This window comes from Rhizorhabdus wittichii, assembly GCF_017607425.1.
GTDB classification, from domain to species: Bacteria; Pseudomonadota; Alphaproteobacteria; order Sphingomonadales; family Sphingomonadaceae; genus Rhizorhabdus; species Rhizorhabdus wittichii.
The window spans coordinates 5,000,459-5,016,230 of sequence record NZ_CP059319.1 but is presented as its reverse complement, the minus strand read 5'-3'; the positions used below and the strand labels follow the sequence as shown (position 1 = coordinate 5,016,230).

The following is a 15,772-nucleotide window of genomic DNA, read 5'->3' as shown; positions in this document are numbered from 1 at the left end:
AAGTCAGGATCCATTGCCGCTCCGTAGGGATGGAGCCGCAGCGTTGCGGTTCTGGATCCCGGATCAAGTCCGGGATGACGATAGGGAAAACAGCTCCTTCTCTATCCGGTCGCCCGCGCTAACTGATGACGCGCCCTAGCTTTGACAAAAAGAGAGGGCGGCATCGCTGCCGCCCTCCATCGCCCCCGCCGGGCGTGAGCGCCGATCAGAACTTGACCTGGGCCTGCGCGGCGAGCGTCCGTCCCCGCAGGATGGTCCGCGTGAAAGAGCCGGCCGACGCCACCACGCCGGTCGCCGATCCGCTGACCTTCACATTGGCCAGGTTGGTGCCGACGAACGCCAGCGTCCACTTGTCGTCGATATCGCCGATCCCCAGCCGCAGGTCGATCTTCCGCCAGGACTTCTGCCGGGTGACCGGGTCCTTGTCGGGCGACACGTCATAGGAGCCGGCGAAGGACAGCATGGCGTTCGCGCTGAACTTCAGGGCGTCGTTGAGCGGCTGGTTGAACGCGGCGCGGACGTTGCCGGTATATTTCGGCGCGAAGGGCGGCGATCGGCCGCTGAGGTCCTGCGAGCAGCCGATCTTGCCGGCCGCCTTGGCCTGGAGCGCCTGCAGGGCGGTGCAGCCGGCGTTCGCGTAATTGCGATAGCTGGCGTCGAGCAGCGCGAAGTCGCTGCCGAACTCGAAGCGGTCGTTGGGCCGCCACACCAGTTCAGCCTCGACGCCCTGCGTCCTGAGGCCGCCGACATTGGTCACGGTGATGAAGGCCGAGGTCGCGGTGAACTGGGTGACGCTCTGCTGCAGGTCCTTGTACATGCTGCGGAAGACCGAGAGGTTGAACGAAACCGAGCGATCGAACAGCACCGACTTGAGGCCGGCCTCGAACGCGTTCACCTTCTCCGGCGCATAGCTGAGCCGGTCGGGGATTCCCGTCAGCTCGACCGCGTCGAAGCCGCCCGCCTTGAAGCCCTTGCTGTATTTCGCGTAGAAGGAGACGTCCCGGTTCGCCTTGTACTGCGCCGAGACCGACGGCAGGAACACCCCATCCGAAACCCGCGCCTGCGTCGTGTGATCGACGAAGCCGGTCAGGAAGGCGGCGACCGGCTGGAGGCCCGCCGGCAGCGGCACCACCGACAGCCCATAGGTGTCGAGCGCCTGCGCGTTGGTGGCCGACTGGGTGCCCGTCTTCTTCGAATGGGTGTAGCGCAGCGCGCCCGTGATCGAGAATTTATCGGTCAGCGGGTAGGTCACCGAGCCGAAGGCCGAGAAGGCGTTCTCCTTCTCGCGAAGGTCGATGTCGCCGGCGAGCGGCGCGAAGGGGGCGAGCGGCGCCAGCGGCCCGGCCAGCAGCACGTTCGCGAACGGGAAATTGAGCGTCGTGCCGATCCCCGCCTTCGAGTGGAGATAGTATACACCGGCGACATATTCGATCTTCGACTGGGCCGGAGACACGATCCGCAGTTCGACCGTCGACTGCTTCAGATATTCGCTGCTGTTGTAGTTGAAGAAGCTGGCGGGCACCCCGTCGGTATCGGCGACGATCTGAAAGTCCATCTTCGAATAGGAGGCCTGGGCCACCAGGCCCGGACCATCGATATTCTCCCGCTCGATCTTCACCATATATTCGGAAGCCTTGATGTTTCCGAACTCGCCCGGCTCCGACTGGCGATGATAGTCGAACTTGGACTCCTGGTTGGTCGCCAGCGCATAGGCGCAGGAGAAGGTCGCGGCGGTGGAGAACGGCGCCGCCGGCGGGCAATCGGTGAGTTGGGCGGCGAACGGCGCGATCGAATCCTGCTTGCCATATTCCGCCTTGACCAGGGTCGTCCAACCCGGCGCCATCTGCCACAGCGCGGACCCGCGGATGAAGCGGTCCTTGATCTTGGGATTGTCCTTCCCGGTGGAATCGTTCTTGATGTAGCCGCCGAGATGTGAGTAGCGGCCGGCGATCCTGACCGCGAGCTTGTCCTCGACGATCGGTCCGCCGACGGCGGCCTCGACCGCCGGCTCATTGCCCTCGAACTCGTAGGAGGCGAGCGCATAGCCGCCCCAGTCCTTCAGGCTGGGCTTCTTGGTGGTCACGCTGAACGCGCCGCCGATCGCGTTGTTGCCGAAATAGATCGTCTGCGGCCCGCGCAGCACCTCGACCCGCTCCAGATCGACGAGCGCCGACTGGGTATAGCGCGAGCGCCCGTGATAGATGCCGTCGACGAAGGTCGCGACCGCCTGCTCGAAGCCCGCGTTCGACCCCGAACCGACGCCGCGGATATAGATGTTGTCCGACACGGTTCCCTTGGAGACGAACACGTTGGGCACGGAATTGGCGAGGTCCTGGATGCCGGAGACCTGCCGCTTCTTCAGATCGTCGCCCGAGATGACGGCCAGCGAGATCGGAACGTCGCGGATCGACTGCTCGCGCTTCTGCGCCGTCACCACGATCTCCTCGACCTGGGCAGACGCCACCGAAGGAACGCCCACGGCCACGAGAATCGCCACCGACTGCAACAGCGCGTGCTTCCTCTTGACGATCTTCATCATTCCCTCCCCTTTTGCCTCTCTGATTGAGAGCTAACCACATCCATTACTTGGACGACGGCCCTAATATGGTTGCGCTGCTAACTGCCCCCCTGTGAAAAATCACCTCGCATTGCGCTCGCTTTAAATTCAGGATCGCCATCGGAGACAAGCGCTCAGGCCCGCAATTCCGCCAAAAATTCGAATGCCGCTGACAGGACGCACCCGGACGTGGAGGACCGCCCATGCGGCTTTAAAGCGAGCGCAACACGAGCTGAAATTCGATCGGGCGCGATCTAGCGATCCGTCACGGAGAGGAAGGGCCGAGAGAAGGCCGCCCATGGACCCGGGAGCATCCTATGAAGGTCGACGATCCCAACTGGCATTCCCGCGTGGAAGCCCCGTTCGAGGCGGGGCCCCCCGGCGGCATTGCCTGGGACGACGCGGCGGACGTCGTCGTCGTCGGGCTGGGCGGCGCGGGAATCTGCGCCGCGCTGGAGGCGCTCCACCAGGGCGCGCGGGTGATCGCGATCGACCGGTTCGGCGGTGGCGGGGCGACCCGCATGTCCGGGGGCGTCTATTATAGCGGCGGGGGGACGCGCTACCAGAAGGCGGCCGGCGTCGAGGACGACGCGGAGCAGATGTACCGCTATCTGAAGATGGAGGTCGCCGACGCCGTCGCCGACGAGACGCTCCGCCATTTCTGCGAGACCAGCAGCGAGAGCATCGACTGGCTGGCCAGGCACGGCGTGCGGTTCGACGGCGCGCTCTCCCCGGTCAAGACCTCCTATCCCGGCGCGGGCCGCTTCCTCTATTATTCGGGCAACGAGGCGCAGGCCGACTATGCCGATCACGCCCGGCCCGCGCAGCGCGGCCACCGCGTCGTCGGCGACGGGCTGACCGGGCATCGCTTCTTCGATCCGTTGTTGCAAGCCGCGCTCGACATGGGGCTGAAGCTCTATGGCTACAGCGAGGCGCGGCGCTTCATCCTGTCCGACGACGGTGGGATCACCGGCATCCAGATCCAGCATGTCGATGCGGCATCGTCCTCCGCGGCGAAGCTAGGCAAGATCGCGCGGAAGTTCGCCAGGGCGTCGACCCTGCTGTTCCCGAGCATCGCCGAACGACTGGTGCGCGAAGCGAACGGCATCTCCGACAGGGACGGCGCGACCCGCTCGATCCGGATCGACAAGGCGGTGGTGCTCGCGGCCGGCGGCTATATCCACAACCGCAAGATGGTCGCCCATTACGCGCCGCGCTACACCGGCGCGATCCCGCTCGGCAGCATCGGCTGCGACGGATCGGGGATCAGGCTCGGCCAGTCGGTCGGCGCCCGGACCGACCGGCTCGACAACATCTCGGCCTGGCGGCAGTTCAACCCGCCCGCCGCCCTCCCGACCGGCATCGTCGTCAACGGCCGGGGCGAGCGCTTCGTCGCCGAGGACTGCTATGGCGGCAAGATCGGCCATCACATCGCCGAGGACCAGGGCGGGGTCGCCTATATCATCCTCGACGACCGGCTGCGCCGCCGGGCGCTGACGGAGGCGATGCCGGGCAAGGGCAAGCTGTTCCGGCTCCAGGGCGCGCCGGCGCTGATGGGTCTCTTCCTGAGCGCGAAGAGGGCCGCCACCCTCGAAGAGCTCGCCGCCCGATGCGGCATGGACCCGGCGGCGCTGCGGGCCTCGGTCGAGCATTACAACCGCTCGTCGGCCGGGCTGGAGGAGCCCCGTTTCCGCAAGCATCCCGACTTCGTCGGCGAGATCGTCGAGCCGCCCTTCCATGCGGTCGACATCTCGATCCACAACAGGAAATATCTGTGCCCTTCGATCTCGCTGGGCGGCATCGTCGTCGACGAGAAGACCGGCCAGGCGCTCGACGAGACGGGCCGGCCGATCCCCAAATTGTTCGCGGCGGGCAAGAACGCCAAGGGCCTGTCCTCGCATCGCTATGTCAGCGGCATCTCGCTCGCCGACTGCGTCTATTCGGGGCGGATCGCAGGCCGTTCGGCCAGCCGATGATTCCCGTTCAAACATATCGGAGGTGACGATGCCGGGCATCAGCTATGCCACCATCGGGTCGAACGACCTGGAGAAGGCCAAGGCTTTCTATGACGAACTGCTCGGGTCGATCGGCTGGGGGACCGCGATGGACCTCCCGACCGGCGGCCGCATCTATGGCGACGGCGCGTCGATGTTCGGCGTGCTGAGCCCCTATGACGGCGGAGCGGCGAGCGCCGGCAACGGCACGATGATCGGCTTCAGCTTCGACAGCGTCGAGGCCCTCGCCCGCTTCCACGCCAGGGCGCTCGCGCTGGGTGCGACCAACGAGGGCGATCCGGGCGAGCGCATGCCCGGCGCCTGTTTCGGCTATTTCCGCGATCCCGACGGCAACAAGCTCTGCGCCTACAGGATCGGCTGAGCGGCGGGGGCGGAGATATGCTCGTCCGCCGCGAAGATCGTGATCGAGGCGCGATCGAACAGCGCCGCCTCGTCCTCCGCCAGGATCGCGCCGATCCTCGGGTCGGCGTGCAGCGCCAGGAAGTGGCGATAGTCCTCCTCGGTCCAGAACCAGGCTTCGGTGAGCACGTCGAACGGCGGTGACGAGCCCCCTTCGTCCCGCGCGAAGGTGCGGCGGTAATCGGCGAAGACCGGGTGATCGCCCTTCTTGAGGACGTCGAGCGCGACGGCGCAATGGCCCTGCTCGTAGCGCGCGACGAACGCCTCGCGCGACATGTCGGCGCGCTTGCGCAGGAAGCCCATCAGCTTGATCGCCGGACGTCCGTCATGGCCGGCGGGACGCGGCTGGAGGCGGCTGCCCGGGGTGACAAACTCGTCGCAGGTGACGACCATGCTCGCCGCCGGATCGAACAGCCGGGCCTCGCTCGCCCGCACCGATTCCGCATCCTCGCCGGCGCGAGCGAGCCTGGCGAGCTGGTCCGCACCCTCGTACCAGAGCTCGGTGACGACGTCGAAATCGAGCGCCGCGGCGGCCCCGCCCATCAGCGAGCCGGGCACGACGTAACTGCGGCGATAGTCGCTGAAATGGGGCAGCAGCAAGGACACCAGCGGCGCATGCTCGCGCTCGTAACGGTCGATCAGCTCGCCGCGCGCGATTCCCGTGCGGGCCTTCAACAACACCACCTGCTTGATCATTCGTCCCCTCGCTCCACCAGATGGTCTCCGCGCCATCCTTGTTAAGGGCGGCGGCGCTCAGGTGGAACTCGTTTGGCGATCAGAAGGTGTCGCGCGCGTCCAGCCGGCCCATGGCGACATAGGTGACCAGCGAGACGAGGATGCAGCCCGTCACATAGAGGTAGAACAGTTCCTCCCGGCCGAGCGCGCGGGCCGCGAGCGCAATGAACTCCGCGCTGCCGCCGAACAGCGAGACGGTGACGGCATAGGGCAGGCCAACGCCCAGCGCGCGCACCGACGGCGGGAACAGCTCCGCCTTCACGATCGCATTGATCGAGGTGTAGCCGCTGACGATCACCAGCGCCGCCATGACGAGCGCGCCGGCCGCCAGCGGATCGCGGACATGCTGGAGCAGCGACAGGATCGGGATCGTCGTCACGCTGCCGAGCAGGCCGAAGCCGATCAGCAGCGGCCGGCGGCCGATCCGGTCCGACAGCGCCCCGAACAGCGGCTGGAGCGGCAGGAACAGCAGCAGCGCCAGCGCGCACAGCAGGGTCGCGTCGCCCGGCGTCCATCCGGCACTGTTGACGAGGAACTTCTGGAGGTAGGTGGTGAAGGTGTAGAAGGCGACCGTCCCGCCGACCGTCATCCCGACGACGATCGCGACCGCGCGGGGATGCTCGCGCAGCAGCCGCCCCACCCCGCCCTTGCGGTCGGCCTCGGCGAAGGCGCTGGTCTCCTCCAGCCCGCGCCGCATCGCGAGGGCCACCAGCGCCAGTACACCGCCGACCGCGAAGGGGATGCGCCATCCCCACTCCGCGAGGCTCGCCGGGTCGAGCAGCGCCTGGAGCAGCAGCAGCAGCGCCAGCGCGAGGAGCTGGCCGCCGACCAACGTCACATATTGGAAGCTCGAGTAGAAGCCGCGCCGTCCGGGCGGCGCCATCTCGCTCAGATAGGTGGCGCTCGCGCCATATTCGCCGCCGACGCTCAACCCCTGGAGGAGCCGCATCAGCAGCAGGATCGCCGGCGCCGCGATGCCGATCCGGTCATAGTCGGGCAGGACGGCGATGACGAAGGAGCAGGCGCTCATCAGCAGCACCGACGTCGTCAGCGCCGCCTTGCGCCCGCGCCGGTCGGCATAGAGCCCCATCAGCCAGCCCCCGACCGGGCGCATCAGGAAGCCGGCGGCGAACACCGCCGCCGCGTTCATCAGCTCGGTCGTGCGATCCTCGGCGGGAAAGAAGCGCGCCGCGAAATAGAGGCTGAACGCCGCATAGACATACCAGTCATACCATTCGACCAGATTGCCGATCGATCCGCCGACGATCGACTTTAGCGGCGATCCGGGCGCCGGCCGCTGGCTGCCGTCGCCGCCACGCGCGATCCCGGTCACGACCGGGCCGCCGCGAGCAGCGCGTCCGGCTCGATCCCGGTGATCGACCGGTAGATGCCCGGATCGGTGGCGCCTTCGGTGTTGAACAGCAGCACCTCCGCATCGGGGCCGAGGTCGAGCAGGCGGCGAGCCTCCGGATCGTCCGCCACGCTGAGCAGCGCGGCGAGGCCGACGCCGCCGCTCTCGCCCGCGACGATCGCCGGGTCGCCGTCGATCGGACGCGCGAGGCGCCGCATCGCGTCCGCCGCATCCTCCTCCCCGACGGTCATGAAGGCATGGGCGGTCCGGGCGAGGATGCGCCAGGCGACCGGCGACGGCTCGTAGCATTCGAGCATCGCCATCAGCGTGGGTTCGCCATGGGGGATCGGCCCGGCCTTTCCGCGCCGCGCGCTTTCGAGCAGGCAGGCCGCCCGGTCGGGCTCGACCACGACGATCCGGGGCATGGCGTCGCCGCAGACGTCGGACAGATGCGCCGCGATCGCCGCCGCGACCCCACCGACGCCGGCCTGGATGAAGACATGGCTGGGCGGCACGGGAGCGGCGTCGAGCACCTCGCGCAACATCGCGGTATAGCCCTGCATCACCCGCAGCGGGGTCGCCTCATAACCGGGCCAGGAGGTGTCGGACACCACCGGCCAGCCGCGCTCCGAACAGACGCGCAGCGCATGGGCGACCGAATCGTCGTAATTGCCCTCGACGCGCACCGTCGTCGCGCCGAGCGCGGCGATCGCCGCCTCGCGCTCGGCCGACACGCCGCGGTGGAGGAAGATGACCGCCCGCGCGCCCATCAGCCGCGCCCCCGCCGCGACCGAGCGGCCATGGTTGCCGTCGGTCGCGCAGCCGACCGTGACGCCCGCCGCGATCGCGCGGACCTCGGGCGCCGTCAGCATCGCCGGGTCGATCGGCCGGCCCAGCGCCCGTTCGGCCATCTCGGCGATGATCCGGATTACGGCATAGGCGCCGCCCAGCGCCTTGAAGCTGCCGAGCCCCAGCCGCGCGCCCTCGTCCTTGATCCGCAGCCCGCCGATGCCGAGCGCTGCAGCGAGCGCAGGCAGCCGGAACAATGGCGTCGGCGCATAATCGGGGCACAGGCGCAGATAGGACAACACCTGTCCGGGCGCCTCCCGGCCCAGCATGAGCCGATCCATTTCCGAAATAGATCGATTTTTCTCTGGAAGTTCATTCAGCAATATCATGAAGACATCTCTTTGTTTATTTGAGATATCCTAGATAATTACTCGATATATTTGCTCTCTAATTTATATGGATTTGATCAAATTAATTTCGCGACATAGTCCTCGCGCGTGATCGCCATCACCATGCCGTCCCATATCTGCCCGTCGATCCGCACGACACCGGGCGTGAGCGCGCCGGGCACGAAGCCGAACCGCCTGTAGAGCGCGATCGCGCGCCGGTTATGGGTATAGACGTTGAGGTCGACCCGCCCGATCGCCGGATCGGCGAAGAGCTCGCGCAGCAGCGCGTCGAGCATCGGGCCGCCCAGCCCCTCGCCGCGCCGCGCGGGCGCGATCGCGATCCGCGCCAGCCGGGCGCTGCCCCCGGCCCAGTCATAGACAGCCTGGCCATGACCGACCATCGCGCCCCCCTGCCAGGCCGACCAGCATCGCCGCTGCGGCGGCACGGCGTCGCCTTCCGCGAGCATCGCCGCGAACTGGGCGGTGGTGAGCGGCCAGGCGACCTGCGGGCCGCCCCACAGCACGGCTTCCGCCGGGCTCGCGAACCAGCCCGCCAGCGCATCGAAATCCTCCGGCACGAAGGGAAGCAGGCGCAGCCCGGTCATGGTCGCGGGCTTGCCATCGTCAGCAGCCGGCGGGGATTGTCGACGAGGATGTGGCGGATATCCTCCTCGCCCACCCCCGCCGCGCGCAGCTTCGGGAGGATATGGTTGTGGAGCGTGGCATAGCCGCCGCCGCCATAATGACGCAGCCCGACCTTGTTGCAGATGTCGAGCGACAGCAGGATCTGGTCGCGATGGCCGTGCGCCACCGCCCAGGCGATCCCGGCGACGAGCGCGCCGACGTCGCCGACCGGCGACTGGTTCGGATAATATTGCAGCCGGTAATCGGCCTGGAGCGTCACGCCCCGCGCCAGCGCCATCCGCAGCAGATCGGGATCGGCGAGGATATAGTCGGCATGGCCGACGATCACCCGGTGGAGATCGGCGCCCTCCTCCGCGACGATGCGCAGATAGCCGATCCAGGGATCGACCCCGTGGAGGCTCAGCGCCGCGCCGGTCCGCCGGCTCGCCCGCGCGGCGGCGCGCAGCACCTTCAGCTCGGCCGGGTCATAGATCTCGCGCGGGTCGACCGCGTCGCGCTCGGCCACCGGCAGCGCCAGCAGGCGCTTGCGCGCGGCGCCCGATCGCGCGCGGATATCCTCGTCGGAGGGGTCGGTCCCGGCCGGAATCCGGATCGACCGGCTGTCGACCGGTATCTCCCCGATGATGCCGGCGCGGATGCCGTCGGCCCCGCCCCGCTCGACGTCGCGGATCATGATCGCGGCCAGATCGTCGACCGACATGGCGGCGACCGCGTCGGAATGGAAGGGCCAGCGATACCAGCCCGTCCCCATCACGATATTGAGCCCGCTCGCCGCCGCCAGCCGCCGCAGCCGGGCAGGGTCGCGGCCCAGGCCATAGGGGGTCAGATCGACGATCGTCCGCCCGCCCGCCGCGGCGAAGGCAGCGACCTCGCGCCGGGCCAGCGCCTCGTCGTCGATCCGGTAATTGGTGCGCAGCCGCCAGTCGCGGCGCAGCTCGTCGATCATGTCGAGCGTCAGATCGGGACTGTTGAAGAAGCGCGCCTGCTCGGCGTCGCGCGGCACCGGCCAGCCGGCCTGCTGCATCCGCCGCCGCACCGCCGGGGGAACGTCGTCGGCGGATGCGGCGGCGGGCATGTTCTCGAACCAGTCGACGAACAGATGCTCGTGCATCAGCGTCGGCCCGAGCCGGTCGGGGGAGACCGGGCCGGTGACGGTCATCACCTGTCCGACCGTCGACGGCGCCGCGCCGCCAACCGAGGCGCAGGCCAGCAGCAGGGCGGACAGCCCCGCCGCGAAGGCGCGCCGCCCCACCACCGGCCCGCCGCAGCTCATCGGCGCGACCATTCCCAGTCGAAGCGCTGGTCGGTGACGTCGTTGCGGAAGATCCGCCCGTCGGTCATCACGAAGCGGACCTTGTGGATGTCGGCGATCGCCTGGAGCGGATCGCCCGCGACCGCGACGATGTCGGCGTCCGATCCGGCGGCGAGCGTGCCGACCTGCCCGTCGAGCCGCAGCACCGTCGCCGCGACCGAGGTCGCCGCGCGGATCGCGTCGAGCGGCTTCATCCCATAGCTGACCATCAGGTCGAACTCGCCATTCTGGGTGCCGTGCGGGAAGGAGCCGACGTCGGTGCCGAAGCCGATCTTGACCCCGGCCTTGAGCGCCTTGCGGAACGCGTCGCGATGGTGGGCGACGAAGCGCTTCTCGAAATCGGTGTTCTGGCGCACCGCATAGGTGATCAGGGTCGGCACCCAATAGGTGTCCGACTTGGCGAGCGAGGCGATGTTCTGGTCGGTGAGCAGCGGGCCGTGCTCGATGGTCCGCACGCCGGCCGCGACCGCCGCCTCGACGGCGGGGCCGCCATAGCCGTGCGCCGCGACGTCGCGGCCGTAGCGATGGGCTTCCTGGACGATCGTGCGCATCTGCTGCACGTCGAACTGGCTGAACGGCATCATCGTCACCGGGTCGGTCTGCCGCCGCGTACTCGTCACATAGACCTTGATCAGGTCCGAGCCGCGCTTGATCCGCTCGCGCACCGCCGGGACGATCGCGGCGTCGCTGTCGATCATCTCCGCCGGCTGCGGGACGTGCGGCTGGATCTCCGGGTTGACCAGCGGCAGGTTCATGTCGCCGCCGGTGATGGTCAGCGGCACCCCGGCGACGATCATCTGCGGCCCCGGCACGACGCCCCGTGCGATCGCGTCGCGCAGCGCCGTGTCGGAATCGAGCGCCCCCTCGTCATCGAGGTCGCGGACCGTGGTGAAGCCGATGTTGAGCGTCTTGATCGCCGCGTCGACGCCCTCGATCGTCCGGTAGGGGCTGGTCTTCCACAGGATCGAATAGGGCCAGACCTGGTCCTCGTCGCGCAGGAAGAGATGGGTGTGCAGATCGATCAGCCCCGGCATCAGCGTGACGTCGCCCAGCTCGACCGTCTCGGCGCCGGCCGGGATCGCGGCATTGACGCCGAGGATGCACGTGCCGCGCACCACGACATAGCCGCCCTGCGTCACCTGCCCGCTCGCCGGCTCGAGGATGCGGGCGGCGCGCAGCACATAGGCCTTGTCCTCCGCCACCGGGTTCTGCTGCCCGAACGGCACCTGCGGCGGCTTCAGGTTCTCGGTGCGCGCCGTGCATCCCGACACCGGCTGCCCCTGCGTCTGGTTGACGTGCGGCTGGATCGCGGCGCTCGCGGGGGCCGAAACCCCCGCGAGCAGGAGGAGGCCCGGAAGCGTCCGGCGGAGAGAGGGGAAGGGGGACGCCCGGCGGGCCATGGTGATCATCCTGTTTCTGGTCGTCATGAACGGGTCAGGGCCGGAAGCGCAGCTTGGCGCCGATGAAGAGGTAGCGGCCGACAATGTCATAATTCTGGGTGTCGCTGTTGAAGATCTGGTTGGGGACGAGCGGTGCCTTGCGGTCGAACAGGTTGTTGATGCCGCCATAGAACTCGATCCGCTCGCCGACCTCCAGCCGGCCGTTGAGGTCGAAATAGTTCACCGCCGGAATATGCCGCTGGCTGATGTCCTCGACCATGCCGCCGATCCGGCGCCATTGCAGGCGGACGCCGGCATCGTCGTTGCGCCAGCCGAGGTCGACCGAGGTGCGCCATTTGGGGATGCCGCCGAAATTCTGGCTGATCCGCCCGACATAGTCCTGCCCGACCGTCTTGTAGTCGCGGAGATAGGTCGCCGTGCCCGCGAGGTCGATCGTGCCGATATCGCCGAGGCCGATCCGGTCGAGCGGCAGCGCGTAATTCGCCTGGATGTCGAGGCCGGAGGTCTTCAGCGTCTGGACGTTGGCCAGCGGCAGCTCGGCGATCAGCTCGCCCGAGATGCGGCGCGAGAGCAGCTGGCAGGCCGGCTGCGCGGCATAGGCCGCCGCCGTCGTGACGCCGCTGGCGAAGCAGTTGGCGATCACCCCGTTCACCCCGCCGAACGCGCGGTTGATATAGTCGGACACCTTGATGCGATAATAGTCGACCGACAGGCTGAGCCCCGGCGCGAAGCGCGGGGTCAGCACCGCGCCCGCCGTCAGCGTCTTCGACGTCTCCTCGCGCAGCTTGGGATTGCCGATGCTGTTGACGTCGAGCGTCGAGATGATCTGCGTGAAGCCGGCGGTGCGGGGATCGGCGAGCCCCTGGAGCTGGCAGATGGTCGCGACGGCGGCGGTCGGCGTCGGCCGCGCCGCGCCGGTCGGAGCGACGGTGGCGCAGGGATCGGAGAAGGTCTGCGCCGCGATGTCGCCGCCCTGGAACAGCTCGAACACGCTCGGCGCGCGGGTCGCGCGCTGGTAGAGGCCGCGCAGCCGGAGGTCGGGGATCGGTTCCCAGCTTCCGCCCGCCTTGAAGGTGAAGACCCGGCCGACGCTCGAATAGTCGGCATAGCGCGCGCCGACCTCCAGCGTCAGCCGGTGGATCGCCGGCAGGTCGGCGAGCACCGGCACGATCAGCTCGCCGAACAGTTCCTTGACGTCATAGCTGCCCGCCGTCGGCAGCGACGGGTAGAAACCCGCCAGGTCGCCGCGCCGGCGGATGTCGTCGGGCTGGTAGCGGAAGCTGTCCTTGCGATATTCGGCGCCCACCGCGACGCTGACCGCGCCGGCCGGCAACTGGAAGATCGGGCCGGTGATCGAGGCGCTCGCCGCGTTGCGGGTGAACACCGTCTTGTCCTTGGCATTGTCGACGCTGATATAGGCGACGTCGGCGTCGGTCAGCGAATTGGGCCCGAAGAAGTCGATCAGCCGGCAGCCGAACGCCTCCACCGTTCCGGCCGGGCAGCCGAGCAGCGAGGCGTTGATCCGCGACTGCGACGCGCCGCCGCGAATGACGCGGGTCTGCTCCGACCGGCCATAGCCATAATAGACCTCCCACTGCCAGTCGCGGCCGAGATCGCCGCGCAGGCCGGCATTGATCTGGAGCGCGTCGGTGGTGACGGTCTGCAGGCGCGGCCCGAGCTCGGTCAGCCGGCGCTGGAAGCTGGCATTGGCGGTCGGATCGGGCCGCGCGGCGAGCATGTCGCGCGCGACCTGCGGCAGCAGCGGGTTGGTCGGCGACAGCGTGCCGGCGGTCAGCGGGCTCTCGCCCTGCCGCATATTGACTTCGTTATGGGTGAAATAGGTCTCGGCGAAGGCCTCGATCGACGGGGCGAGCTCATAGCTGCCCAGCGCCGCCATCGACAGCCGTTCGAGCGGGATCTGGAGGAATTCCTTGTTGGAGAAATTATAGCGATCGCCCGGCGTCGTGGCGGTCGGCAGGCTGTTGATGAAGCCGCGAATGCCGTTGCCGTCGGGCGTGAACGCATAGTCGCGCGCGGTTCCTCCGGTGCCGAGGAAGCTCCCGGCGGTCGGGTTGGGGTTGAGGCCGATATTGTCGATCCGGCCGGCGGGCGCGGTCGCCGAGCCGCCGTTGATGCTGACCCCGAAGCCCTTGCGGTCGGCCGCGCGGACCTCGCCGCGCCGGCTGAAGCCCGCCGACAGCACGACGTTGCCGCGCCCGTCGTCGAAGCTCGCGCCCAGCGTTCCCTCTATCAGCCGGTTGGTGCCGTCGCCGCGATCGGAGACGCCGGTCTCGGCGCGCAGGCCCAGGCCTTCATATTTCTTGTCGAGGATGAAGTTGACGACGCCGGCCAGCGCGTCCGACCCGTAGACCGCCGACGCGCCGCCGGTGACGACCTCGACCCGTTCGAGCAGCGCCGAGGGGATGCTGTTGAGGTCGACGATGCCGAGCCCCGAGGAGGGCACCATCCGGCGGCCGTTGACCAGCACCAGCGTGCGGCTCGGCCCGAGCTTGCGGAGGTCGACGCTGACGATGCCGTCGCCGCGGTTGCTCGTCGCATTCTGCGACGGGGCGATCTGCGGCAGGTTGTTGAGCAGGCGATCGACGGTCGGGCTGCCCGACAGCAGCAGCGCCTGGTTGGTCACCGCCGTGACCGGACTCGACGATTTGAGGTTCGGGTCGCGGACGCGGGTGCCCGTCACCACGATGTCCGACGCCGCCGTGGCCGCCGGAGCCGGTGCCTCCTCCTGCGCGGCGGCCGGCGTCGCCAGCGCCATGATGCTGGCCGCACCGAGCAATATCGTCCATCCGCGCCGTTGATCGGCCGTTCGCGCAATCATCATATCGAGCCCCTATCGATTATCTTCCTTGTTCTCCCGTCGAGAACAATTCTCGTCATCGAGATGCGCCGCCGATCTTCTGGATCGGTTATTTCCGCATCGATCGAGGCTATTTGATCGCACCTTCCGAACATTATCATCAAGTTATCTGTGTTGATAGTTTCACCGACATTTTCGAACGAACTTCACTTCATCATGCACTTTGGGAAAGGAATTTTCATCGCGGCCGATCGATGCCCCGGCGGGCGATCCAGCGGGCGATGCGCCGGGCGACGGCGCGGCTGTTGTCGTCCATCATCAGCATGTGCGAATTGCCGGCGACACCCTGTCGCGGCAGATCGATCCAGGCGGAGGAGGAGGCGCCCCCGGCGCTCCGCAACATCGCGAAATCGCGCGCGGCGCCCGCATATTGATCGCGCCAGCCGGCGTCCTGGTCGACATGGTCGCCCCACAGATAGAGGTGCGGTATGGCCCGCAGGCGCGCCGCCTGGTCGGGCGACAGCCCGATCCCGCCAGACGGCTCGACCAGGACCAGCGCCGCCACCCGATCCGGCCGGAGCAGCGCCGCCCGCTCGGCGATCGGCCCCGCCGCGCTGTGCGCGACGACGACGCAGGGACAGGCGCGGTCGTAGAGCGCCGCAGTGCGCGCGACCTCCTCGTCGAGCGGCGGGCGATAGCGGGGAAAGACCTGCCGCGCGAAGGCGTCGAAGCCCGCGACCGGGAAGCGCCCCGCCGGATAGGGCCGGCGGGCGGCGGGGTCCGCCCGCCACGATCCCGGCGGGCCGATCCGGAACGTCTCCCAGAGGAAGGCCTTGTCGCGGATCGCCGGCGGCGCGTCGCCGGCGGCCGGCGGCGCGGGGGGCGTCCGCCCGGTCTGCCCGCTGTCGGCGACCAGCACCGAATAGCCCTCGGCGAGGAAATCGCTCTGCCAGCCGGGCCGCCCGTCGGGCGTCGTCTCATAGGCCGCGCCCGACAGCGACCCGCCGGGGATCAGCAGCAGCGGCACGGGCTGGCGCGGCCGCGCCAGCCGCACATAGTGGACATAGACCTGCCCGGTCTCGATCGGCGCCCCGGGCGCGCCGTGCGATACTTCCCGTCCGGCGACGTAGAAATGGCCGATCGCAGCGATGGCGGGCAGGCCGCCCTCGCCCGCCGCCGCCGCGTGCGAACAGGCCAGGATCGCCAGGCCGATGCCCGCCCTTCTCCACGGCAACCGTCGCGATTGGCGCTCCGTCCCTTCCATCGGACCGATATGCGCCAGGGAGCGACCGGCGCTCAACCAGCGATGGCGAAGCCAAATCTCTTAATTCGGCCGGAAATCCGATCAAAATTGCGCGGGGC

Annotated in this window: 11 protein-coding genes; 2 read left to right on the top strand and 9 right to left on the bottom strand. The window is 68.5% G+C overall.

The window, feature by feature from the left end:
* Positions 1–205: 205 nt before the first annotated feature.
* A complete protein-coding gene (locus HRJ34_RS24035; RefSeq protein ID WP_011952697.1) occupies positions 206–2,536 on the bottom strand; it encodes a TonB-dependent receptor in 2,331 nt (776 codons plus the stop codon).
* Positions 2,537–2,874: 338 nt separating this feature from the next.
* Here HRJ34_RS24035 and HRJ34_RS24030 point away from each other — a divergent pair, with 338 nt between their 5' ends.
* Positions 2,875–4,533, top strand: coding sequence for an FAD-binding protein (locus HRJ34_RS24030; protein ID WP_208632660.1), 1,659 nt, complete (start codon positions 2,875–2,877; stop codon positions 4,531–4,533).
* 28 nt (positions 4,534–4,561) lie between these two features.
* Positions 4,562–4,933 (top strand): VOC family protein, encoded by a 372-nt coding sequence (locus HRJ34_RS24025; RefSeq protein WP_011952699.1) that lies wholly within the window; start codon positions 4,562–4,564, stop codon positions 4,931–4,933.
* Here the strand turns inward: HRJ34_RS24025 and HRJ34_RS24020 are convergent.
* From HRJ34_RS24020 to HRJ34_RS23985, 8 genes are all read right to left on the bottom strand, one after another.
* Complete coding sequence (locus tag HRJ34_RS24020; RefSeq protein ID WP_208632659.1) at positions 4,918–5,667, bottom strand: EthD domain-containing protein; 750 nt, start codon at positions 5,665–5,667, stop codon at positions 4,918–4,920. The two genes, HRJ34_RS24025 and HRJ34_RS24020, sit on opposite strands and share 16 nt — an antisense overlap.
* 79 nt (positions 5,668–5,746) lie before the next feature.
* Positions 5,747–7,039, bottom strand: a complete 1,293-nt coding sequence (locus HRJ34_RS24015) for an MFS transporter (RefSeq protein ID WP_208632658.1) — start codon at positions 7,037–7,039, stop codon at positions 5,747–5,749.
* A complete protein-coding gene (locus tag HRJ34_RS24010; protein ID WP_208632657.1) occupies positions 7,036–8,235 on the bottom strand; it encodes a diaminopropionate ammonia-lyase in 1,200 nt (399 codons plus the stop codon). The genes HRJ34_RS24015 and HRJ34_RS24010 overlap by 4 nt, the downstream gene beginning before the upstream one ends.
* 77 nt (positions 8,236–8,312) lie before the next feature.
* Positions 8,313–8,840, bottom strand: a complete 528-nt coding sequence (locus HRJ34_RS24005; RefSeq protein WP_208632656.1) for a GNAT family N-acetyltransferase — start codon at positions 8,838–8,840, stop codon at positions 8,313–8,315.
* On the bottom strand, positions 8,837–10,165 hold the full coding sequence (locus HRJ34_RS24000) for a phosphotriesterase family protein (RefSeq protein WP_208632655.1): 1,329 nt from the start codon (positions 10,163–10,165) through the stop codon (positions 8,837–8,839). The genes HRJ34_RS24005 and HRJ34_RS24000 overlap by 4 nt, the downstream gene beginning before the upstream one ends.
* Positions 10,150–11,619: a metal-dependent hydrolase family protein gene (locus tag HRJ34_RS23995; protein WP_161628992.1), complete on the bottom strand. Its 1,470-nt coding sequence runs from the start codon at positions 11,617–11,619 to the stop codon at positions 10,150–10,152. Before HRJ34_RS23995 ends, HRJ34_RS24000 begins: the two co-directional genes overlap by 16 nt.
* Before the next feature lie 7 nt (positions 11,620–11,626).
* Complete coding sequence (locus HRJ34_RS23990; protein WP_208632654.1) at positions 11,627–14,434, bottom strand: TonB-dependent receptor domain-containing protein; 2,808 nt, start codon at positions 14,432–14,434, stop codon at positions 11,627–11,629.
* A 214-nt stretch (positions 14,435–14,648) separates the two neighbouring features.
* Complete coding sequence (locus HRJ34_RS23985) at positions 14,649–15,674, bottom strand: alpha/beta hydrolase family protein (protein ID WP_208632653.1); 1,026 nt, start codon at positions 15,672–15,674, stop codon at positions 14,649–14,651.
* Between the last annotated feature and the right edge of the window lie 98 nt (positions 15,675–15,772).

Bases quoted from the DNA above. Each gene is read 5' to 3' on its own strand.
- HRJ34_RS23985 (WP_208632653.1), bottom strand. From the start codon at position 15,674: ATGGAAGGGACGGAGCGCCAATCGCGACGGTTGCCGTGGAGAAGGGCG.
- HRJ34_RS24020 (WP_208632659.1), bottom strand. From the start codon at position 5,667: ATGATCAAGCAGGTGGTGTTGTTGAAGGCCCGCACGGGAATCGCGCGC.
- HRJ34_RS23995 (WP_161628992.1), bottom strand. From the start codon at position 11,619: ATGACGACCAGAAACAGGATGATCACCATGGCCCGCCGGGCGTCCCCC.
- HRJ34_RS24030 (WP_208632660.1), top strand. From the start codon at position 2,875: ATGAAGGTCGACGATCCCAACTGGCATTCCCGCGTGGAAGCCCCGTTC.
- HRJ34_RS24000 (WP_208632655.1), bottom strand. From the start codon at position 10,165: ATGGTCGCGCCGATGAGCTGCGGCGGGCCGGTGGTGGGGCGGCGCGCC.
- HRJ34_RS24010 (WP_208632657.1), bottom strand. From the start codon at position 8,235: ATGATATTGCTGAATGAACTTCCAGAGAAAAATCGATCTATTTCGGAA.
- HRJ34_RS24025 (WP_011952699.1), top strand. From the start codon at position 4,562: ATGCCGGGCATCAGCTATGCCACCATCGGGTCGAACGACCTGGAGAAG.
- HRJ34_RS23990 (WP_208632654.1), bottom strand. From the start codon at position 14,434: ATGATGATTGCGCGAACGGCCGATCAACGGCGCGGATGGACGATATTG.
- HRJ34_RS24005 (WP_208632656.1), bottom strand. From the start codon at position 8,840: ATGACCGGGCTGCGCCTGCTTCCCTTCGTGCCGGAGGATTTCGATGCG.
- HRJ34_RS24035 (WP_011952697.1), bottom strand. From the start codon at position 2,536: ATGAAGATCGTCAAGAGGAAGCACGCGCTGTTGCAGTCGGTGGCGATT.